Source organism: Aquitalea sp. FG25 (genome assembly GCF_057809375.1).
This window is the reverse complement of the sequence record NZ_JBMDJV010000016.1, coordinates 69,368-88,978: the sequence shown is the minus strand read 5'-3', so window position 1 is coordinate 88,978 and position 19,611 is coordinate 69,368. Positions and strand designations below refer to the sequence as shown.

18 protein-coding genes are annotated in these 19,611 nt (G+C 59.6%); 7 read left to right on the top strand and 11 right to left on the bottom strand.

Annotation, left to right across the window (positions count from 1 at the left end):
• Positions 1–48: 48 nt before the first annotated feature.
• The 3 genes from ACODR9_RS15125 to mutS form a co-directional block, all read right to left on the bottom strand.
• A complete protein-coding gene (locus tag ACODR9_RS15125; RefSeq protein ID WP_488810257.1) occupies positions 49–489 on the bottom strand; it encodes a hypothetical protein in 441 nt (146 codons plus the stop codon).
• Between the two features lie 194 nt (positions 490–683).
• Complete coding sequence (locus ACODR9_RS15120) at positions 684–1,121, bottom strand: hypothetical protein (protein ID WP_488810256.1); 438 nt, start codon at positions 1,119–1,121, stop codon at positions 684–686.
• Positions 1,122–1,189: 68 nt separating this feature from the next.
• A complete protein-coding gene (mutS, locus tag ACODR9_RS15115) occupies positions 1,190–3,739 on the bottom strand; it encodes a DNA mismatch repair protein MutS (RefSeq protein WP_488810255.1) in 2,550 nt (849 codons plus the stop codon).
• Positions 3,740–4,151: 412 nt separating this feature from the next.
• On the opposite strand from mutS, the gene ugpQ reads away from it, so the two are divergent.
• Positions 4,152–4,919 (top strand): glycerophosphodiester phosphodiesterase, encoded by a 768-nt coding sequence (ugpQ, locus tag ACODR9_RS15110; RefSeq protein WP_488810254.1) that lies wholly within the window; start codon positions 4,152–4,154, stop codon positions 4,917–4,919.
• Between the two features lie 6 nt (positions 4,920–4,925).
• Positions 4,926–5,228, top strand: coding sequence for a SemiSWEET transporter (locus ACODR9_RS15105; RefSeq protein ID WP_488810252.1), 303 nt, complete (start codon positions 4,926–4,928; stop codon positions 5,226–5,228).
• On the opposite strand, the gene ACODR9_RS15100 is transcribed toward ACODR9_RS15105, so the two are convergent.
• Together ACODR9_RS15100 and ACODR9_RS15095 are read right to left on the bottom strand one after the other, a co-directional pair.
• Entirely contained in the window at positions 5,225–6,010 is a 786-nt protein-coding gene (locus ACODR9_RS15100; protein ID WP_488810250.1) for a substrate-binding periplasmic protein, read from the bottom strand. The genes ACODR9_RS15105 and ACODR9_RS15100 overlap by 4 nt on opposite strands.
• A gap of 244 nt (positions 6,011–6,254) precedes the next feature.
• Positions 6,255–7,046, bottom strand: a complete 792-nt coding sequence (locus tag ACODR9_RS15095; protein ID WP_159874977.1) for an inositol monophosphatase family protein — start codon at positions 7,044–7,046, stop codon at positions 6,255–6,257.
• 141 nt (positions 7,047–7,187) lie between these two features.
• Between ACODR9_RS15095 and ACODR9_RS15090 the strand changes: the two genes are divergently transcribed.
• From ACODR9_RS15090 to ACODR9_RS15080, 3 genes are read left to right on the top strand one after another with little or no spacing between them, the layout of a single operon-like run.
• On the top strand, positions 7,188–7,952 hold the full coding sequence (locus ACODR9_RS15090) for an RNA methyltransferase (protein WP_488810248.1): 765 nt from the start codon (positions 7,188–7,190) through the stop codon (positions 7,950–7,952).
• Positions 7,930–8,862, top strand: a complete 933-nt coding sequence (locus ACODR9_RS15085; protein ID WP_488810247.1) for a DUF1853 family protein — start codon at positions 7,930–7,932, stop codon at positions 8,860–8,862. The genes ACODR9_RS15090 and ACODR9_RS15085 overlap by 23 nt, the downstream gene beginning before the upstream one ends.
• Positions 8,859–9,509, top strand: coding sequence for a flavodoxin family protein (locus tag ACODR9_RS15080; RefSeq protein ID WP_488810245.1), 651 nt, complete (start codon positions 8,859–8,861; stop codon positions 9,507–9,509). Before ACODR9_RS15085 ends, ACODR9_RS15080 begins: the two co-directional genes overlap by 4 nt.
• Here the strand turns inward: ACODR9_RS15080 and fnr are convergent.
• Positions 9,451–10,197 carry a fumarate/nitrate reduction transcriptional regulator Fnr gene (gene fnr, locus ACODR9_RS15075; protein ID WP_488810243.1) on the bottom strand — a complete coding sequence of 249 codons (747 nt, stop codon included), beginning with the start codon at positions 10,195–10,197 and terminating at the stop codon, positions 9,451–9,453. The two genes, ACODR9_RS15080 and fnr, sit on opposite strands and share 59 nt — an antisense overlap.
• Before the next feature lie 112 nt (positions 10,198–10,309).
• Between fnr and hemN the strand changes: the two genes are divergently transcribed.
• Positions 10,310–11,716: an oxygen-independent coproporphyrinogen III oxidase gene (gene hemN / locus ACODR9_RS15070; RefSeq protein WP_488810242.1), complete on the top strand. Its 1,407-nt coding sequence runs from the start codon at positions 10,310–10,312 to the stop codon at positions 11,714–11,716.
• Between the two features lie 105 nt (positions 11,717–11,821).
• On the opposite strand, the gene ACODR9_RS15065 is transcribed toward hemN, so the two are convergent.
• The gene (locus ACODR9_RS15065) at positions 11,822–12,307 is read right to left on the bottom strand and encodes an RrF2 family transcriptional regulator (protein ID WP_488810241.1); all 486 of its coding nucleotides are present in this window, start codon (positions 12,305–12,307) and stop codon (positions 11,822–11,824) included.
• A 113-nt stretch (positions 12,308–12,420) separates the two neighbouring features.
• The gene (hmpA, locus tag ACODR9_RS15060; RefSeq protein WP_488810239.1) at positions 12,421–13,644 is read right to left on the bottom strand and encodes an NO-inducible flavohemoprotein; all 1,224 of its coding nucleotides are present in this window, start codon (positions 13,642–13,644) and stop codon (positions 12,421–12,423) included.
• A 249-nt stretch (positions 13,645–13,893) separates the two neighbouring features.
• On the opposite strand from hmpA, the gene ACODR9_RS15055 reads away from it, so the two are divergent.
• Complete coding sequence (locus tag ACODR9_RS15055; RefSeq protein WP_488810238.1) at positions 13,894–15,843, top strand: methyl-accepting chemotaxis protein; 1,950 nt, start codon at positions 13,894–13,896, stop codon at positions 15,841–15,843.
• On the opposite strand, the gene ACODR9_RS15050 is transcribed toward ACODR9_RS15055, so the two are convergent.
• The 3 genes from ACODR9_RS15050 to betB all read right to left on the bottom strand — a co-directional run bounded on the left by ACODR9_RS15050 (position 15,844) and on the right by betB (position 19,589).
• Positions 15,844–16,116, bottom strand: coding sequence for a hypothetical protein (locus tag ACODR9_RS15050; RefSeq protein ID WP_488810237.1), 273 nt, complete (start codon positions 16,114–16,116; stop codon positions 15,844–15,846).
• A 96-nt stretch (positions 16,117–16,212) separates the two neighbouring features.
• Complete coding sequence (gene betA, locus ACODR9_RS15045) at positions 16,213–17,928, bottom strand: choline dehydrogenase (RefSeq protein ID WP_488810235.1); 1,716 nt, start codon at positions 17,926–17,928, stop codon at positions 16,213–16,215.
• Between the two features lie 167 nt (positions 17,929–18,095).
• A complete protein-coding gene (betB, locus tag ACODR9_RS15040; RefSeq protein WP_488810234.1) occupies positions 18,096–19,589 on the bottom strand; it encodes a betaine-aldehyde dehydrogenase in 1,494 nt (497 codons plus the stop codon).
• Positions 19,590–19,611 lie beyond the last annotated feature (22 nt).

Sequence of the window (19,611 nt, the reverse complement as noted above, 5' to 3'; positions counted from 1 at the left end):
CGAAGCTTCCCTTTTGCTTTGCGTGGTGGCGAGAGACAGACCCCGGGGTTAATGGGCTGCAGCAAGAGGCAGGGCTGGCAGTTGGGACTCGAAATAGGCCAGTGGCCCGGCGGATGTAATGCCGATACAGAAACAGTCGTCATTCCAGCGCGGGGAGGGCGACTCGCAGGTGTGCAGCAGTTCGAACAGGGTTTTTGCCTCGTTGAACAGGCTGCGCAGCGCCGGACTGTTGTTCAGCCACAGCTGGATCTGCTTGGCCTGCGGGTGCCGCCCGCGCAATTGCAGCCTGCCTGTGGCATCGCTAGCCAGGCAGATGGCAGGCGGAATGTGGATGCCGCGTGTTTGCAGATCCTGCTGGACGAGCAACCCGACGTTGCCCAGCAGGGTACGCGCCTGCAATGACAGATTATCGGCAAGGGTAGGGTTGCGTGCGCTGGCCATGGTGGGCTGGATGTAAGGTTGTGCGCTGGGGGACTCGGTCAGTGGCATGGTTTTACTCCCTGTAAAGTGAATACCTTGATGGTAGAAGGCGATACGGGAATGGGAGTCTGATGATTGGCTGGGAATTTTCATTTTGATTGATGGTAAATTCCTTGCCGCATGCCGAGACGACAGCGCGATGCTCAATAGCAAACAGGGAGACCGAAGTCTCCCTGTTCTGGTTTTGCACGGGGTACTACTGATCAGGAAGAGCGCGTACTGCAAATGTGGTCCTCGAAATACGCAATCGGACCGGCACTGGTCAATCCAATATGGAAGCAGGATGATTCGGGGAAGGTTTCACCTGCGGATTCCGTGGCACGAATGATTTCAAACAAAACTTCAACTTCTTTGAACAGGCTGGAAACGCTGGCATTACTGGCAAGCCAGGTCAGGATGTCATCGGCCTGCGGATGATTGTTTTCCAGTGTCAGGCTACAGCCGGGGCAGCTGACCAGACTGATGGCCGGGGGCATGCTGATCTGACGGACTGCCAGTTCTTCTTCCGCCAGGGTGGCGAAACGCGACAGTTGCTTTGAAGCTCTTTCACGAATGGCTTGAAGGGATATGCTGCCATCATCTCCAGTATGACCAAACAGACGAATCAAGCCCGGATTGCTGGCAGTGCTCTGCGACGACATGATTGTTACTCCTGTTCTCTGGTTGTCATGATTTTTTCATCATAGAAGACAGCGGGGATTTTGCTGAATCATTTCAGCACTTTTTTCACTTGATAGAGAAAGTCGAGCGCCTGGCGCGGTGTCAGCGCGTCCGGGTCCATCTCCTCCAGCATGTCTAGTGCCGGATGGGGCTCTATTTCCACTGCCGCAGTCATGGTGGCCGGGGCGGCAAACAGGTCGGGTTGAACACGTGCGGCAGACTGGTTTTCCAGCTCCACCAGGTAGCGTTTTGCTTCGCGGATGACCTTGGGCGGCACGCCTGCCAGCTGGGCTACAGCCAGGCCGTAACTCTGGCTGGCCGGGCCTTCGTCCACATGGTGCATGAAGACGATGCGGTCCTTGTGCTCGACGGCGGACAGGTGGACATTGGCCACCGCCGGGTATTGTTCTGCCAGGGTGGTCAGCTCGAAATAATGAGTGGCAAACAGGGTATAGGCCTGGCTCTTTTCAATCAGCGCCTTGGCAATGGCCCATGCTAGGGCAAGGCCGTCGAAGGTGGAGGTTCCCCGGCCCACTTCGTCCATCAGCACCAATGACTGGGCGCTGGCGTTGTTTAAGATATTCGCCGTTTCCGTCATCTCTACCATGAAGGTGGAGCGGCCACTGGCGAGGTCGTCGGAGGCACCGATACGGGTGAAAATGCGGTCGATCTGGCCGATGACGGCACGGTTGGCGGGGACAAAGCTGCCAATATGCGCCAGCAGGGTGATGAGTGCATTCTGCCGCATATAGGTGGATTTACCGCCCATATTGGGGCCGGTAATCAGCAACAGTTTGCGGCTGTCGCTCAGACGGGTGTCGTTGGCAATGAAGCGTTCCACTTCGGCTTCCACTACCGGGTGGCGACCTTCGATGATTTCCAGCCGGGTGTCGTTGACGAATTCGGGCTCGACATAATTATTGCTGCTGGCGCGTTCGGCAAAAGCGGCCAATACGTCCAGCCCGGCCACGGCCTGGGCAATCAGCTTGAGGTCGGGAATGGACGGCGCCAACTGATCCAGCAATTGCTCATAAAGCTGTTTTTCCAGCGCCAGCGAGCGGTCTTGTGCGGACAGTGCCTTGTCTTCGAACGCTTTCAGCTCTGGCGTGATGTAGCGCTCGGCATTTTTCAGGGTCTGGCGACGGCGGTAGTCGTCCGGCACCTTGTCGCCCTGGGCGCGGGATACCTCGATGTAAAAGCCGTGCACGCGGTTGAATTCCACCTTGAGGGTGGTGATGCCGGTGCGTTCTTTTTCCCGGGCCTCCAGCGCCAGCAGGAAGTCGCCACAGTCGGTCTGGATGGCGCGCAACTCGTCCAGGTCAGCATTCAGGCCGTGGTTGATCACGCCGCCATCACGCAGGAAGGTGGCGGGTTCGGGCAGAATGCTGGCGCTCAGCAGGGCTTCAACCGGGGAGTTATCTGGCAGCAGGCGTGCCAGTTCGCCCAGTAGCGGGGCATCCAGACTGGCAGCCAGCTGCTTGGCTCCTGTCAGGGCCTTGAGTGAGTCGCGCAGGGCGGCCAGGTCGCGCGGGCGGGCGCTGCGCAAGGCAATGCGGGCGGTGATGCGTTCGATGTCGGCCACTTCGCGCAGCTGGGCGTGGATATCCTGATGTACCGGCAGCAGTGCGCGCACTGATTCCAGACGGCGTTGCAGCTTGCCGTGCTGGCGGATGGGGTGGTGCAGCCAGTGGCGCAGCAGGCGGCTGCCCATGCTGGTGGCGCAGGTGTCCAGCAAGGACGCCAGGGTGGGCGACGGCTCGCCGCGTATGGTTTCGGTCAGTTCCAGATTACGGCGGGTGGCGGCGTCCATGCGGATCAGCTCGCCAGCGTCTTCCACCGCCAGTTGGGCAATGTGGGCCGGGTTCACGCTTTGGGTGGATTTGACGTATTCCAGCAGCGCACCGGCGGCACCCACTGCCACTGGCAGGGTGTCGGCACCAAAACCGGCCAGATCATGCGTGCCAAAATGGCGGGTGAGCGCCAGTTGGGCGGAGTCGTGGTCAAACTGCCAGGGCGGCAATTTTTTGCGCGGGCAGCTCACCTGCTCGAAGATATTCAGGCCGTTGTTGTCCGGGAATACCAGCTCGGCTGGTTTCAGGCGTTCCAGTTCGCTGGCAAATTCTTCCACGCTGGTTTGCATGATCTTGAATTCACCGCTGGCCATGGATAGCCAGGCCAGGCCCAGCGTGCCCTTGTGCATGTTGACCGCCAGCACCAGGTTGTCGCGCTTGTCGTCCAGCAAGGCGGCATCGGTCAGCGTGCCGGGCGTGACGATGCGCACCACCTTGCGCTCCACCGGGCCTTTGGCCAGCGCCGGGTCGCCAATCTGTTCGGCAATGGCAACTGACTCACCCATTTTTACCAGCCGGGCCAGATACCCTTCGGCAGCGTGGTAAGGCACACCGGCCATTTTGATGGGGTTACCGCCGCTGCTACCACGGGTGGTCAGGGTGATATCCAGCAGGCGGGCCGCTTTTTCCGCATCCTCATAGAACAGCTCGTAGAAGTCGCCCATGCGGTAGAACAGCAGCTTGTCGGCATGCTGACTTTTAAGGGAGAAATACTGGGCCATCATTGGCGTGTGCTGGGGCGTGCTCATGCGCGTGGTGCTCTTGTTGGTGCCGTGGGTGTACAGATGACAACGCCCCGCAAGGCGGGGCGTTGAAGCAAGCCGCCGATTTTACCGTAGCCGTGGGGCGGTGTCAGGACGCTGTTGCCCGCGCACATGCTGCAGTCGTGGTGGTATTGGCCGTTTTTGGCAGCCCTTGTCGTTGTTGCGCCTAGTGCATGGCGGTTTTTGTCATGCTTGCGTCACTTGGGCTCAGGATAATTTGCCGGTTTTGCCTTCTGATGGAGGCCCGCATGACTATTTCACGCGGCTGATGAAAAAACTGCAAACAAGGGCTGGCGCAGCCTGCGGCGCAAGCTAGTATGTTGGATGGATCTGCTGCCTGATGGTGATCCTGCCCCATGTAGCGCTGCCCGCTTACTCACTCTGATGGAGATAACCGATGTCCCAACTGCAAGCCCGTCCTGGCTGGCCTTATCCTGCACTGCTTGCCCACCGTGGCGGTGGTGTGCTGGCACCGGAAAATACCGTGGCCGGCTTTCGTACCGGATTGGCCTATGGATATCGGGCGGCGGAATGTGATGTGAAACTGTCGGCCGATAATGTGTGCTTCCTGCTGCATGATGACAGTGTGGATCGCACCAGCAATGGCCGGGGCCTGGCCGCCGAGCTCAATATGGCACAGCTGGCATTGCTTGATGCCGGTAGCTGGAAGGGCGCGGCATTTGCTGGCGAGGCATTGCCCAGCTTTGCCAATGCGGCGGCCTGTTGTCGGGCGCATGGCATGCTGTTGAATGTGGAAATCAAGCCCTGTCCGGGGCGGGACGCAGAAACCGGTCGCATTGTCGCGCAAGAGGCCGCGCGCTTGTGGGCCGGTGCGGCGGTGCCGCCGCTGTTGTCATCCTTCAGCTTCGAAGCCTTGCAGGCTGCGCAGCAGGCAGAACCGGGACTGCCCCGCGCCTGGCTGGTGGAGGAGATTCCGGCCGATTGGCAGGACAGATTGCAGCAGCTGGACTGCATTGCCCTGCATTGTGATCACACCGCCCTGAGCCCGGCGTTGGCTGCAGCGATCAAGGCGGCAGGTTACCAACTGCTGTGTTACACGGTAAATAACGCGGCAAGGGCGCGTGAAATCATGGCCTGGGGGGTGGACAGCGTGTGTACCGACCGGCTGGATTTGCTGCAGCCAGCGCAATGGCTGGTGGAGTGACACGGCATGGCTGCTGATCTGGTGGAGTGGCTGGGCCTGTTGGCCGGGTGTCTGACAACCGTGTCCTTTTTGCCGCAGGTTTGGCTGGTATGGCGCAAGCGCTCGGCCAGCGATATCTCGCTGGGCATGTATCTGCTGATGTGCAGCGGCGTGGCCATGTGGCTGGGCTATGGCTTGCTGATTCATTCCCGACCGGTGGTATTGGCCAATGGCCTGACCCTGTTGCTTAGCGGTGCGGTATTGGTGATGAAGCTGCTGTTTGACTGGCGTCGGCGTGATCTGTTGGCAAAGCAGCCGGGGACGATCTAGAAGCTGGTCATTTGCAGGGCTTCTTCACGGCTGAAGTACTTGCGGAAAATTTTCAGCAGCGTGCCATCCCGGCGCATGTTGTTAATCAGTTCGCGCCAGCGTTCCTGTTGTTCCGGGGAAATGGTTTTTTTCGACATGATCAGCCCGTGCGGAGTTGGCTGGTCGTTGGTTTCCAGAATGCGGACCAGTTTGCTGACCTGGTATTTTTCCAGGTCGGAATAATCAAAAGGCTCGATGATGATGGCCTGGGTACGGTCCTGGCGCAGGTTCTGGTAGAGCATGTCGTAATCGTAACTCCCCACCAGGCGGCCGTTACGGTCCAGCTTGTCCACCAACTGGTTGATGGTGTCGCTGTAGCGGAAGCTGAGGATGCCCCCCAGCTTTATATCGCTGCGGCTGTCGAACTCGCTCAGGCTCTGGATGCCACTATCCTTGCGCACGATCAGGCTGAACTTGTCGGCAAAATACCAGGCAAAGGCGGCGTAGCGTTCCCGTTCTTCATTGGTGATGCCGGACAGGCTGAAATCAAGGCTGCCGACTTCCAGCAATTTCCAAATGCGCGAGCGTGGCAGCAGGCTGACTTCCACCCGGCAACCACTGCGTTTGATAAGTTCATCCGCGACATCCTTGTCGATACCGGTACGCGTGCTGGCGTTGTACAGCAGGCCGTGTTCGTGCAGCGCCAACGTGTAGCTGCGGCTGCAGTCAGGGCCGGCAGCCAGCACCATGGCGGGAAGGCTCAATAACACGAGCAGGCAGTAGCGCAGGGACGGTAAAAACATAGGAACTCCGCTGGCATAAACTGTTGTCAGAATAGCAGATCAACAGAATATCCGGATGTTTGACGACTAAACGGCGTGAAGCGCGCAAAAAGTGGCGTCAGTGCCGGGCATATGCCAATCAGTGTGACAAAACCGTGCAGCTATTGCCTTGAGGCAGGGAAGGGCAAACCTGGGTAGAGCAGCGGTTGTCACCATGAAAAACGGCAGCCTGTGGGCTGCCGTTTTACGTGTGCTCAATTCCAGATTACTTGTTCAGGTGCGGCGCGATGGTAGCCAGCAGCTGGGCCAGAACCTTGGGGTTGGCGGCCACGATGTCGCCGGATTCCATCCATTCTTGCTCGCCAGTCAGGTCGGTGACGATACCACCGGCTTCCTGCACGATCAGGCTGCCCGCTGCAATATCCCACGGCTTCAGGTTCATTTCCCAGAAACCATCCACACGACCGCAAGCCACATTGCACAGGTCGAGCGAGGCAGCGCCTTCGCGACGTACGCCGGCAGTTTTGCCCAGCACGTCTTTGAGCATGCCCAAGTATTGGTCGATATAGCTTTGGTCGGATACCGGGAAACCGGTGGCGATCACGCATTCATTCATCATGAAGCGCTTGGAAACACGGATGCGGCGGTCGTTGAGGAAAGCGCCAACACCGCGCGAGGCGGTAAACAGATCGTTACGGCTAGGGTCGTACACCACGGCTTGCTGCACTTGGCCCTTGTGTGCCAGCGCGATGGAGATGGCGTATTGCTGGTGGCCATGCAGGAAGTTGGTGGTGCCGTCGATGGGGTCGATGATCCATTCGTATTCGGAGGAGCCCACGCCTTTGGCACCGGACTCTTCTGCTAGAATGGCATGCTTGGGATACGCCTCGAGAATCATGTCCACGATGGCCTGTTCGGCAGCGCGGTCCACGTCGGTCACAAAGTCATTGTGCTTTTTCTTCTCAACACGAATGGTATCGAGGTTAAGCGACGCACGCTGGATTACGCTGCCAGCGCGGCGGGCGGCTTTAACCGCGATATTGAGCATCGGATGCATTGACGGCCTCTAGAACGGATAGCAGATGCCAGCCAACATGGCTCGACATCTGTCAGTAACAATCTGGGTTAAGGAACAAAAAAAGCCGGCGCGAGCGCGCGGGCTTTTTGATATGCCCGCCATTTTAATGTGAAACTGCTGATGAATAAACCCCAAGTACCTGATTTTCTGAAAAACATTCGCGTGGTGTTGGCCAGACCCAACCATCCGGGCAATATCGGCTCGGCCGCACGGGCGATGAAAACCATGGGTTTGACCCGTTTGTATCTGGTTGAGCCCAAAGTGTTTCCCAGCGACGAAGCCAATGCGCTGGCCTCTGGCGCGGTGGATGTATTGGAACAGGCCACCGTGGTATCCAGCCTGGCCGAAGCGCTTAGCGACGTGACCGTGGCCTGTGCGCTCACCAGCCGCCGTCGCGAGCTGACCACGCCGCTGTCCACCCCGCGCGAAACCACGCCGGAACTGGTGGCCCGCGCCCGTGATGGCGAACAGGTGGCGCTGGTGTTTGGCAATGAAACCTTCGGCTTGTCGATTGAAGAAGTGGAGCAGTGCAACCGGCTGGTCACCATTCCGGGCAATCCGGATTACTTCTCGCTCAACCTGGCCATGGCGGTGCAGGTGATGACCTACGAGCTGTTCAGTCATACCGGCGTTGACGTGGAATACCTGCGGCCGGAAAGTGAAACCGCCAGCCTGGGCGAGGTGGAAGGCTTCTGCCAGCATCTGGACCAAACCATGGATGCCATCGGCTACTACCGCCGCCGCAACAGCGAACGGCTGATGCGCCGCATGCGCGCACTGTTCAACCGGTCCGGCATGTTGCGCGACGAGGTGGACATCCTGCGCGGCCTGATGAAGCAGATTCAGCGCGTGGCAGACGGCCATGAGCACGACGGCGAGTCCTGAGCGCAGTTTTTATCTGCCTTACACGCAGCCGGCGCTGCGTGATCTGGCGTTTTTGCTGACCGCCCCGGCCCCCTGGGATAGCGGCAGCAATCTTGCGCCGCAGCGGCTGCTGGGCCCGGATGGCCTGGCAATGCTGGCGGCGCTGGAGCACGACCCCGCTCCGCTGCATGCCTGGCTGGTCGCCCAGCCCAGCCGCCGTTTGGGTCACTATGCCGAACGGCTGCTGGCCTTCTGGTTTCATCTGGCACCCCATATCGAGCTGGTGGCAGCCAATTTGCCGGTGTGCGATGCCGGTGGCCGTACGGTGGGAGAGTTCGATTTCCTGATTCGGCTGGATGGCGAACCCCTGCACGTGGAAACCGCCAGCAAATTCTATTTACAGCTTGGGCGTGGCCCGGACACCCTGATTGGCCCCAGCCTGCGGGATGCCTGGCTGCTCAAGGCTGCCAAATTACAGGCGCAGCTGCGCCTGGCACATCACCCCGCTGCCAAACGGGTGCTGCCCGCCGATTTTGCCAACTGTGCCAGTCAGGCCAGGCTGGCCGGCTGGTTCTTCTACTCACAAACATGGGCACCGCAGCCGCCACTGGCTGTTGATCAGCTGCAAGGCTGGGTCAGCCCGGTGTGGCAGGACTGGCCCAGTTGCAGCCCAGCCTCGCGCTGGATATGGCTGCCCCGCTTGCAGTGGCTGGCTCCGGCACGTGTAAGGGAAGATGCCGTGCGCGAGCAGCACAGTCTGCGCCAGGAGCTGTTGCAGGCCGTGGTGCCGCAATTGGTGGCCGAGCTGCTGCCGGTGGGGGATGGTTACTGGGAAGAGGTTGCGCGCGGCTTTGTGGTGCCAACCGGCTGGCCGGAGCAGGCTGGCTTGCAGCAGCTCCTGGCCAGCATTGCCGGGTGCAGCCTCACATGAAGCAGTTGCTGATTGTGCATGCCAGCCAGACTGGCCACACCCTGCAGCTGGTTGAGGCCTTGTGTCGGCCCTTGCTTACGCTGTCGGCAGTGTTGCAGCTGCGCAGCATGCCGGCACAAGAGGCCACGCTGGATGACTTGCTGAGTGCCGATGGCATCGTGCTGGCAACGCCGGAAAATTTTGGCTATATGGCGGGCAAAATGAAGGATTTTTTCGACCGCACCTTTTACCCGGCACAGGAGCTTACTGCGGGCTTGCCCTACTTGATGCTGGTGTCGGCGGGGACGGATGGGCAGGGAGCAATTCAGTCCATGCGCCGCATTGCCACCGGCTATGGCTGGAAAGAGGTATTACCGCCGGTGCTGGCCTGCGGCGAAATCACGGCAGAGCATGTGGCGGCGGCGGAGCAGCAGGGGGAATACCTGGCTGCCGGCATGCTGATTGGCACGCTGGTAGGTGCGGTCAGCACACTGTCGCCAAAAGGTGTAGGTCTTCCGGTGAATGGTCGGTTCTTGCCCGAAGAGGCAAGATGCAAAAAGGGCGATGCGCCGCTTGCCGCAGCCATCGCCCCTGGAATGCACTGCCTGCTTACACGCCGTTGGCGTGGGTGCAGCCGGAAATCAGGTCTTTCAGTGCATCTGCCTTGATCAGCTGGATGTGCTTGTGGTCCACGCTCAGCCAACCTTGCTGCTGGAATTTCGACAGGGTACGGCCGACGGTTTCCAGCTTGAGGCCCAGGAAGCTGCCGATTTCTTCACGGCTCATCCGCAGGATGAAGTCATTGGCAGCAAAGCCACGGGTGGACAGGCGCTGGGACAGGTTCAGCAAGAAGGCAGCCAGACGTTCCTCTGCCTTCATGTTGCCCAAGAGCAGCATGACGTTCTGGTCACGCACGATTTCGCGGCTCATCAAGCGGAAAAAGTGATGCTGCAGGCTGGGGATGTCACGGCCCAGGCTTTCCATGCGGCCAAATGGCAGTTCGCATACTTCGCTGTCTTCCAGCGCGATCGCATCGCAACCGTGGACATTGGAGGAAATACCGTCCAGGCCCATGAGTTCGCCTGACATCAAAAAGCCGGTTACCTGCTCGCGGCCATCCTGGCTGGCGACGCTGGTCTTGAAGAAACCAGTGCGCACGGCAAACAGCGATTTGAATGTCTCGCCGCTGCGAAACAGGTACTCGCCGCGCTTAAGGCGGCGGCTCTGACGGATCACGGCATCCAGCTGCGTCATTTCGTCGCGGTTCAGCCCGATGGGCAGGCAGAGTTCGCGCAGGCTGCAGTTGGAGCAGGACACCTTCAGTGCGTGCAGAGTGTGTTGGTTTTGGTCTGACATCGAGTGTTTTGTACAACCCTGTAAAGAAGCTTGACCCTTGTCAAAGCGGAATTCACACGTTTTCCGCAAATTTACCAGTCCACCTGACGTTTGACTATCAATACCCGACGACATGCACACCACCCATCCGTTTTCGCCTACCCACTGTGAGTTCGACCGAGAGTTGATCGAACGTCTTGATGGCTCAGGCCCAAGATACACTTCTTACCCGACCGCAGACCGGTTTACCCCGGCGTTTGGCGAGAAGGACTATAAACACTGGCTGAAGCAACGCCACCTTGGCATGCATCAGAACGCAATATCATTGTACGTTCACATACCGTTCTGTAACACGGTTTGTTACTACTGCGGCTGTAACAAAATCATCACCAAGGATAAAACCCGCGCCGACCGCTATCTCGACTATCTGGAAAAAGAGATCAAGCTGGTTGCCGCCGCGCTTGGCTGCCGGGAAAAACTCATTCAGCTGCACTTTGGTGGCGGCACCCCCACCTTCCTGTCCGACGAGCAGCTGGACCGGTTGATGGCCATGCTGCGCGCGCACTTCGATTTTTTGCCGGAGGGAGAATATTCCATTGAGATCGACCCGCGCAAGGTCGGTCGCGAAACCGTGCATCATCTGGCGCGCCTGGGTTTCAACCGCATGAGTGTGGGCATTCAGGACTTTGATCCGCAGGTGCAGCAGGCGGTTAACCGGGTGCAGAGCGAAGAGGAAACGGTAGCGGTAATCGATGCCGCTCGCGAGGCCGGTTTCAAATCGGTCAGCGTGGACCTGATCTACGGCCTGCCACTGCAAACCCGTGAATCGCTCAAACGCACGCTGGACAAGGTGATTGCCATTGGTCCGGATCGTCTGGCGCTGTACAACTATGCCCACCTGCCCACCGTATTCATGCCGCAACGGCGTATCAACGAAGCTGATCTGCCGCTGCCCAGCACCAAGCTGGATATCCTGCAGGATGCGGTGAAGAGCCTCGCCGATGCTGGCTATGTCTTTATTGGCATGGATCACTTTGCCAAACCGGAAGACGATCTGGCCATTGCGCTGCGTCAGGCCCGTCTACAGCGCAATTTCCAGGGGTATTCCACCCATGCTGATTGCGACATGATTGGCTTGGGCGTGTCCTCCATCGGTAAGGTTGGCCCCTGTTACAGCCAGAACGAAAAAGACGTGGACAGCTATTACGCTGCCCTGGATGAAGGCCGTTTGCCGGTGATGCGCGGCATGGTGCTGGATCAGGATGACATCCTGCGCCGTGGCATCATCCAGGCGCTGATGTGTCGTTTCTCCTTGTCGGTAGAGGCAATCGAACAGGTGCACGGCATTAATTTCGCCGATTATTTTGCGGCCGAATTGCCTGCCATCCGTGAATTCCACAAGCAGGGTCTGCTGACTTTTGATGGTGACTTCCTGATGGTGGAACCCAAGGGGCGCTTCCTGATCCGCAATATCGCCATGCTGTTTGATCGCCACTTGCGCGAGCGGGAAACCAAGGCACGTTATTCGAAGACAATTTGATGTAGTGGTCCCTGTTTTCCAAGGGGAATCCCTTAAAAAAAACAGGAAAAAAAGCCCGCTTCTAGCGGGCTTTTTGTTTGGAAAGTGATGGTTTTTTACAACACATTACGATTGATGACCAATGTCATCGATAGGGCTTGGCTGCGATGGCTGTTCTTTAGGCTGGCGATGCAGGCGAATGATGGCCTCGCCGGTGGGGCTGGCGATGATGTGGCGCAGGGTGTAGCCGTCCAGGGTGCTGAAAAATGCCTGCATTCCTACATCCAGCAGCGCTTTCAACTGGCAATCCTGCCGTAGCGCGCAAGGCGGCTCGGCGCAGTCGATCAGCGGCGCATTGCCTTCCAGCACCCGGATGATCTGCCCCAGGCGGTAATGCTCCGGGGGCTGGGCCAGTGCCAGGCCGCCACCCTTGCCACGGCTGTTGTTCAGCCAGCCTTGCTGGCCCATGAAATGCACCACCTTCACCAGATGATTGCGCGATACGGCAAAGCGTTCGGCAATCTCGCTGATGGTGACCGGCTGGGCACGGTCGCGGTGCGTCAGATACATCAGCACGCGCAGGCCAAGATCGGTAAATCGGTTCAGTTGCATGGGGCGAAAAGGAGGGGTGGACAGTGCCGCGCAGGATACTCCGCACGGCGCTGCCTCACAATGCGCGATGACAAGCAAATTGTCATGCAGGCCAGTTGCCTGGCGTGGTTGGCTCAGTCGGCTGCCATGGCGTTGGAGCCGAATACTTCCATATGAATGCGGTTGGCCTGTACCCCGGCATCACGCAACTGGCGGCGTTGCTGCTGCATGAAAGCCACCGGGCCGCACAGGTAGTAGTCGGCATCCTGCTGCAGCGCGTGCGCCTGAATGGCGGCGGCATCGATACGGCCAGCGCGGTCGAAATCCTGGCCGGCTTTTTCGCTGGCCGACGGGCTTTCATAGAACACGGCCTGTTGCAGCTGCGGGTAGCGCTGTACCAGCTCGCTGACTTCCTGTTTCATGGCATGTACCTGGCCATGCCGCGCGGCGTGCAGATAGCGGATGGGACGCTGGCTGCCGCTTTCCACCAGATGCTTGAGCATGGACAACAGCGGGGTTTGGCCTACCCCGGCGCTGATCAGCACCACCGGGGTATCGCGATCCTGATGCAGCACAAAGTCACCGAACGGCGGCGAAACCTGCAGGATGTCGCCTTCCGCCAGCTCGGCATGCAGCTGGCCGGATACCTTGCCCGCCGGTGCATCCCCCTGGGCGACTTCACGTTTTACCGAAATGCGCAGCCAGTCCTTGCCCGGTGCGTCGGACAGGCTGTATTGACGCGGCTGGCTCAGGCCCCACTCGGGAATGAAGCGCTGCACCGACACATACTGGCCCGGCTGGAAGTCGGGTAGGGCTCCACCATCAGCGGCCTGCAGGTAAAACGAGGTGATCTCAGTGCTTTCCTGCTGCTTTTTCACCACGCGGAACGGACGCCATCCGCTCCAGCCGCCTGGCTGGGTGGCTGCGCGCTGATACAGGCTGTTTTCCAGATTGATCAGCAGCTCAGCCAGTTGCTGATATGCGGCAGCCCAGGCATTGAGCAGGCTGTCCGGGGCGGCTTCTTCACCCAGCACTTCGCGGATGGACGCCAGCAGATGCTTGCCAACGATGGGGTAGTGCTCGGCACGGATGCCCAGGCTGACATGCTTGTGTGCCACGCGCTCCAGCACTGGCAGCAGTACTTCAGGGGCGTCGATATGCTCGGCATAGGCAGCCACGGCCATGGCCAGTGCCTGCTGTTGCTGACCGGCATGCTGGTGACCCTGGTTGAAGATGTTTTTCAGTTCCGGGTTGTGCTGGAACATGCGCTGGTAGAAGTGGCTGGTTAGCAGCACGCCATGCTGCTTCAGGACGGGGGCGGTGGATTTGACGAGCTGGCGGATTTCGCTACTGAGCATGGTTGATCCTTAATGTGTATGTAAAATACATTTTATTGGACGAATTTGATGTGTCGTCACAATGCGTTGGGGAAATTAAAGTGTATTTTTAATACATTTTATACGGTGTGAAGTCACACTGGCAAGTACTGCTTATTAACCCTACGGCAGGGCTGGATTTGTCTGTTGCGATGCGAAATCGTGCCGCTATAAACAAACAGTGCGCTTTACCGAATGACCGCTGTTTTGCTTGTTGCCAAGGAGTTTTGCATGCTTCGCTATTGTTCACGCCGGATGCAGCGTTTGAGCTATCCCGCTCGTTTTGCCCTGATTGGTGCCGTATTTGTTGTTGCGCTGGCTTATCTCACTTACGGGCTGTATCGCAGCAATCAGGACAGCGTGGACTTTTCCAGCAAGGAGCGTTTGGGTGTGCAGTATCTGCAACCAGCCATGTCCTTGCTGCTGGCTATTGAGCAAGCACAGACATCCGCAGCGAGCGGGGCAAAGGTAGCCGACGCCTTGCAACAGCAATGGCAGACGCTGCAGCAGACACATCGCGCATTGAATGCGCAGTTACAGCTGGATACCGGCTGGTCGGCCCTGGAGGCGGCCTGGCAAAAGCTGCAGGCCGCGCCACAGCCGGCAAATTATCAAGCCATGGCCAGCCGCCTGTTGGAGCTGAGCAGCATGGCCAGCGACCAGTCCAATCTGACGCTGGACCCGGATATCGATACCTTTTACCTGATGGATATCCTGACCGTGCAGTGGCCTGTCTGGCTTACCCATACCACGCAGGCCAACGGTTTGCTGCAAGTGTCAGCCGGGCAAGCCCTGCCTGCCGCCGCACGGGACCAAGCCCTGGGACTGGCACCGCAGATCAGCGAGAGCCTGAAGAACATGCAGCATGATCTGGCAAAGGCCATCGCGTATAACGCCAGCCTGAAATCCGTCTTTGCCGGCCTGGATGACAAGCTGACCGCACAGGCCGGGGTGAATGCGGCAGAACTGGCCAAGGCCATCGGTGGACAGGCTTACCGCCCCGCCGGTTTGCAGGCAGCCAGCCTGGATGTTGCCGGGCAGTTTCAGCAATTGGCGCTGACCCAGCTGGGCAGCCTGCTGGATGCGCGGATTGCAGGCATCCAGTGGCAGAGAGATCGGTATCTGATTTGTGCCGGTCTGGCCTTGCTGGTGTCGAGCGGTCTTTTCATCGCGCTATACATGTCGATTACCGCACAACTGGGTGGCGAGCCATTTTATGTGCAGGAAATCGTGGAGCAGATTGCCATCGGGCGGCTGGATACCAGCATTACCCTGCAGGAGAATGACGACTCCAGCCTGCTGGCTGCCATCCGCAAGATGCGCAATCAACTGCGCGCAACCGTGAGCCAGCTGGTGCAGACCTCGCAGCAACTGGACGGTGCTGCCCGCGACGTAGCGGAGGGGGCCAGCCTGGTAGCCAGCAGCAGCGACCGCCAGTCCGAAGCGGCTTCCAGCATGGCTGCTGCGGTGGAACAACTAAGCACCAGTCTGTCGATGAGTGCCGAGCGTTCTGTTGAGGCCAATGCCCTGTCGCGCTCGGCGGTGGCCGAATCAGGTAGTGGTACCCAGGTTATCCAGGGTGCCGGGCGCAGCATGCAAAGCATTGTGCGTGAAATCTCGACCGTATCGGAAACCATCCAGGAACTGGGTAAACAGTCGGAATCCATTGTCGGCATTGTGGATGTGATTCGTGATGTGGCGGATCAGACCAATCTGCTGGCCCTTAATGCCGCCATTGAGGCGGCACGGGCGGGGGAGCAGGGGCGCGGCTTTGCCGTGGTGGCCGACGAAGTACGCAAGCTGGCCGAGCGCACGGCCCACTCCACCACCGAAATAGGTGGCATCGTGCAGCAAATCCAGCACACGGCGCGGCAGGCGGCGGGCAATATGCAAACCGGCATGCAGACGGTGGAAACCGGCCAGCAACATGCACAGGAGGCGGGCGTGGCCATTGTGTCCATCCAGCAGCAGATTGATCAGGTACAGCAGGCGGTGGCAGAAATCCAGATGGCGTTGAATGAGCAAAGTCATACCAGTCAGGTGCTGGCAAAAAATGTGGAGCAGGTGGCGCAGATGTCGGAGGAGAACAGCCGGGCAATGAAGGGAACGGCACAAACCGTGGGGCAGTTGAAGGGCTTGTCCGAACAGCTAAGTACGCTGGCCGGGAGCTTTACCGTGTAATCAGGCTGGGCTGAACAAAGTGAAAGGCCGCTGGGAAGCGGCCTTTGTCATGCTGGGGTGGCAAGAAAAACTGCCCGGTGCATCATCATCATCCCGGATGGATTCGGCAGCCAGGGCTGGCGGGTACTGATCAATCCAGTCCAGCTCATCCAGTTCGGCCAACATGGCCTGACGTGCGTTCTGGCGCAGGCCGGAACGGCTGCTGCGGTGGGCGCCGCCCTTTTTCAGCAAGGGCGAGCAGGCGTAGGGATTACGCGGTTTCAGAGTGTGCATATTCAATCTCCTTGAAGGCGACTGCAGTGCAGCCACTGCATGGCATTGTAGAAACTGCGGCGGCACAGTCAAGCGCCGCATTAGCTTTTCACGCTATCAATGTGCGGCAGGCACGCTGGCAGTCGGCCAGGGAAAATCCGCCGTCCCCATCAGCCGTACCGCTTGCTGGCCCGCAGTGAAATAGGCCGCTTGCGAGCGTGGTAATGGTGCGCGGCCACGAATGGCATCGGCCAGCTTCTCCGCCATCATGATGACCGGCGCATTGAGGTTGCCGGTGGTAACGCGCGGCATGATGGAGGCGTCCACCACCCGCAGGCCCTCCACGCCATGCACCAGCCCGTCCTTGTCCACCACCGCCATGTCGTCGTAGCCCATCTTGCAGGTACAGGACGGGTGCAGTGCGGTTTCGGCATGTTCGCGCACAAAGGCGTCGATTTCGGCATCGCTCTGAATCTTCATGCCCGGCTTGATTTCCTCGCCACGGAATTCGTCAAACGCTTGCTGGGCGATGATTTCGCGGGTCAGCCGCACCCCGGCGCGGAATTCCTGCCAGTCCACCGCATGCGCCATGTAATTGAATTGCAGCAGCGGTTTGACGCGCGGGTCGCGGCTGGCCAGCCGCACAAAGCCGGTGCTGGGCGAGCGCATGGAGCCGACATGGCATTGGAAGCCGTGTGCCTTCACCGGATTGCTGCCGTCGTAATTCATGGCCAGCGGAATAAAGTGGTATTGCAGATTGGGCCAGGCAAACTCGGTGCTGCTGCGGATGAAACCGCCCGCCTCAAAGTGGTTGGTGGCCCCCAGGCCGGTGCCGTTGAGATACCACTCCACGCCGATGGGCGGCTTGTTCCACCATTGCAGTGCCGGGTAGATCGACACCGGCTTGGTGCAGTGGTATTGCAGATACATTTCCAGATGGTCTTGCAGGTTCTCGCCCACACCGGGCAGGTGTACCACGCTGCTGATGCCATGCTGCTTGAGCTGGTCGGCATTGCCCACGCCGGAGCGCTGCAGCAGCTGCGGGCTGGCAATCGCCCCGTTACAGACAATCACCTCGCGTCGCGCCTCGGCCTGCTGCAAGTTGCCGCCTTGCAGATAGCTCACGCCTACTGCGCGGTTACCGGCAAAGCGGATCTGGTCGGCCAGCGCGCGGGTTTTGACGGTCAGATTGGCGCGGGGCCGGGCCTGATCCAGATAGGCCAAGGAGGTACTGCACCGCCTGCCGTCTGGCGTGGTGGTGCGGTCCATCGGCCCGAAGCCTTCCTGACGATAGCCGTTGAGGTCGTCGGTGCGCGGGTAACCAGCCTGCTCGCCCGCCGCGATAAAGGCCTGATACAGCGGGTTGTTGTCCGGTCGTGGCGTGGTGACATGCAGCGGGCCACCTGCGCCGTGAAAGTCATTCGCCCCCTTGTCGTAACTTTCCGCCTTGCGGAAATAGGGCAGGCAGTCCAGATAGCTCCAGTTTTCCAGCCCCGCATTTTCCGCCCAGCCGTCAAAGTCCAGCGCATTGCCACGGATATACACCATGCCGTTAATCAAGGACGAGCCTCCCAGCCCCATGCCCCGGCCCTGGGTCATCACGCGGTTGCCCATGTGCGGCTCCGGCAGCGTGGTGTAGGCCCAGTTATAGGTGGTGCCTTGCAGTGGGTAGGCTAGCGCGGCGGGCATCTGGGTGCGCCAGTCCAGCCGCCAGTCCGGCCCGCCGGCTTCCAGCAGCAGCACGCTGACATCGGCATCTTCGGTGAGGCGGGCAGCCAGCACACAACCGGCAGAACCGGCCCCGACGATGATGTAATCGAACTGTTGCGACATGGGTGCTCCTTACGACGGAAGGTTCAGACAAGACAAGGGCAGGCCGTGAGGTCTGCCGTTATCGTGTGGATGACAGGGTGAGCCGCCTGGCGTGTTAGCGCGGCGAACAAAATAGCGCAGCGTCCCTGGTGCAACGCAGCAACAGGGTTTTTGTTAGCCGCGCTTGCTCAGGCGTAAGGACTGGCCACCCCGGTCAACTCCACATACACGCTCTTGCGCTGGGTGTAGCAATCGATGGCGGTGAGGCTGTTTTCATAGCCCAGGCCCGATTCCTTATAGCCGCCAAACGGCATTTCAATCGGCGTGATGTTGTAGTTGTTGATCCAGCACACCCCGGCTTGCAGCTTGGCCACCACGCGGTGCGCACGCGCCAGGTCGCGGGTGAACACCCCTGCCGCCAGCCCCAGCCGGGTGGCATTGGCGCGCTGAATCACTTCGGCCTCGTCGTCGAATACCAGTACCGACATCACCGGGCCAAAGATTTCCTCGCTGACAATGCGCATATCGTCGCGGCACTGGTCAAAAATGGTTGGGGCGATGAACCAGCCAGCCTCACAACCCGGCACGATCACGCGCTGGCCACCAGCGGCCAGCACCGCGCCTTCGCTCTGGCCGATGTCGATGTACTTGAGCACGCTTTGTGCATGGCTGGGCGAAACCTGCGCACCCACCTGGGTGTCCGGGTGCATCGGGTTGCCAATCTTCAACAGCGCGGTGCGCTCCTTCAGCCGCTGCATGAAGGCGGCGTGAATGCCGCGCGCCACAAACACGCGGGTGCCGTTGGTGCAGATTTCGCCCTGGGTGTAGAAGTTGGCCAGCATGGCGGCGGACACTGCCTGTTCGATGTCGGCATCGTCAAAGATGATCAGCGGCGACTTGCCGCCCAGCTCCATGGTGACGCGCTTGAGCGTGCTGGCGGCGTCTTTCATGATGGCTTTGCCGGTATCCACCGAGCCGGTAATCGACACCTTGGCCACGCGTTCGTCGGCAATCAACTGCCGCGCCACGGCAGAGCTGCCCTGAATCACGTTGAACACGCCATCCGGCACGCCTGCTTCGCTGTAGATTTCCGCCAGCAGGGCTGCGCTCATCGGCGTCATGCCCGAGGGCTTGTAGATCATGGCATTGCCACAGGCCAGCGCCGGGGCGGATTTCCAGCAGGCAATCTGGATGGGGTAGTTCCACGCGCCAATGCCCAGGCACACGCCCAGCGGCTCGCGCCGGGTATAGGCAAATGCGCCCTTGAGCTGAAAGTGCTCGCCGTGAATCCCGGCGGCCATGCCGGCAAAGTATTCGATGCAATCCGCGCCGGACAGCACATCCACTGCCTCGGCTTCCTGAATCGGCTTGCCGTTATCACGCACTTCCAGTTCGGCCAGCTCGCGGTTACGCGCCCGCAAAATGCCTACCGCCTTGTTCATGATGCGGCCGCGTTCGGCACCGGTCATCTCGCTCCATACGGCAAAACCGGCCTCGGCGCTCTTGACTGCCAGTTCGGCCTCGGCGGCACCAGCCTGCTGCACCTTGCACAGCAGTTCGCCATTGGCCGGGTTGAAATTGTCGGCCAGCGGCAGCGCCGGGTTATCCAGGTAACGACCGCCGATATAGCTTTTCAGGATGCCATCTTGCACGTTGTCTTCCTTGTATTCTGGGTGGGGCATTGCCCGTGATGCCGCTTATTGA

What these genes read in the sequence shown, in the direction of transcription:
- ACODR9_RS15125 (WP_488810257.1), bottom strand. Translation starts at nt 489, where the DNA reads ATGCCACTGACCGAGTCCCCCAGCGCACAACCTTACATCCAGCCCACC.
- ACODR9_RS15120 (WP_488810256.1), bottom strand. Translation starts at nt 1,121, where the DNA reads ATGTCGTCGCAGAGCACTGCCAGCAATCCGGGCTTGATTCGTCTGTTT.
- mutS (WP_488810255.1), bottom strand. Translation starts at nt 3,739, where the DNA reads ATGAGCACGCCCCAGCACACGCCAATGATGGCCCAGTATTTCTCCCTT.
- ugpQ (WP_488810254.1), top strand. Translation starts at nt 4,152, where the DNA reads ATGTCCCAACTGCAAGCCCGTCCTGGCTGGCCTTATCCTGCACTGCTT.
- ACODR9_RS15105 (WP_488810252.1), top strand. Translation starts at nt 4,926, where the DNA reads ATGGCTGCTGATCTGGTGGAGTGGCTGGGCCTGTTGGCCGGGTGTCTG.
- ACODR9_RS15100 (WP_488810250.1), bottom strand. Translation starts at nt 6,010, where the DNA reads ATGTTTTTACCGTCCCTGCGCTACTGCCTGCTCGTGTTATTGAGCCTT.
- ACODR9_RS15095 (WP_159874977.1), bottom strand. Translation starts at nt 7,046, where the DNA reads ATGCATCCGATGCTCAATATCGCGGTTAAAGCCGCCCGCCGCGCTGGC.
- ACODR9_RS15090 (WP_488810248.1), top strand. Translation starts at nt 7,188, where the DNA reads ATGAATAAACCCCAAGTACCTGATTTTCTGAAAAACATTCGCGTGGTG.
- ACODR9_RS15085 (WP_488810247.1), top strand. Translation starts at nt 7,930, where the DNA reads ATGAGCACGACGGCGAGTCCTGAGCGCAGTTTTTATCTGCCTTACACG.
- ACODR9_RS15080 (WP_488810245.1), top strand. Translation starts at nt 8,859, where the DNA reads ATGAAGCAGTTGCTGATTGTGCATGCCAGCCAGACTGGCCACACCCTG.
- fnr (WP_488810243.1), bottom strand. Translation starts at nt 10,197, where the DNA reads ATGTCAGACCAAAACCAACACACTCTGCACGCACTGAAGGTGTCCTGC.
- hemN (WP_488810242.1), top strand. Translation starts at nt 10,310, where the DNA reads ATGCACACCACCCATCCGTTTTCGCCTACCCACTGTGAGTTCGACCGA.
- ACODR9_RS15065 (WP_488810241.1), bottom strand. Translation starts at nt 12,307, where the DNA reads ATGCAACTGAACCGATTTACCGATCTTGGCCTGCGCGTGCTGATGTAT.
- hmpA (WP_488810239.1), bottom strand. Translation starts at nt 13,644, where the DNA reads ATGCTCAGTAGCGAAATCCGCCAGCTCGTCAAATCCACCGCCCCCGTC.
- ACODR9_RS15055 (WP_488810238.1), top strand. Translation starts at nt 13,894, where the DNA reads ATGCTTCGCTATTGTTCACGCCGGATGCAGCGTTTGAGCTATCCCGCT.
- ACODR9_RS15050 (WP_488810237.1), bottom strand. Translation starts at nt 16,116, where the DNA reads ATGCACACTCTGAAACCGCGTAATCCCTACGCCTGCTCGCCCTTGCTG.
- betA (WP_488810235.1), bottom strand. Translation starts at nt 17,928, where the DNA reads ATGTCGCAACAGTTCGATTACATCATCGTCGGGGCCGGTTCTGCCGGT.
- betB (WP_488810234.1), bottom strand. Translation starts at nt 19,589, where the DNA reads ATGCCCCACCCAGAATACAAGGAAGACAACGTGCAAGATGGCATCCTG.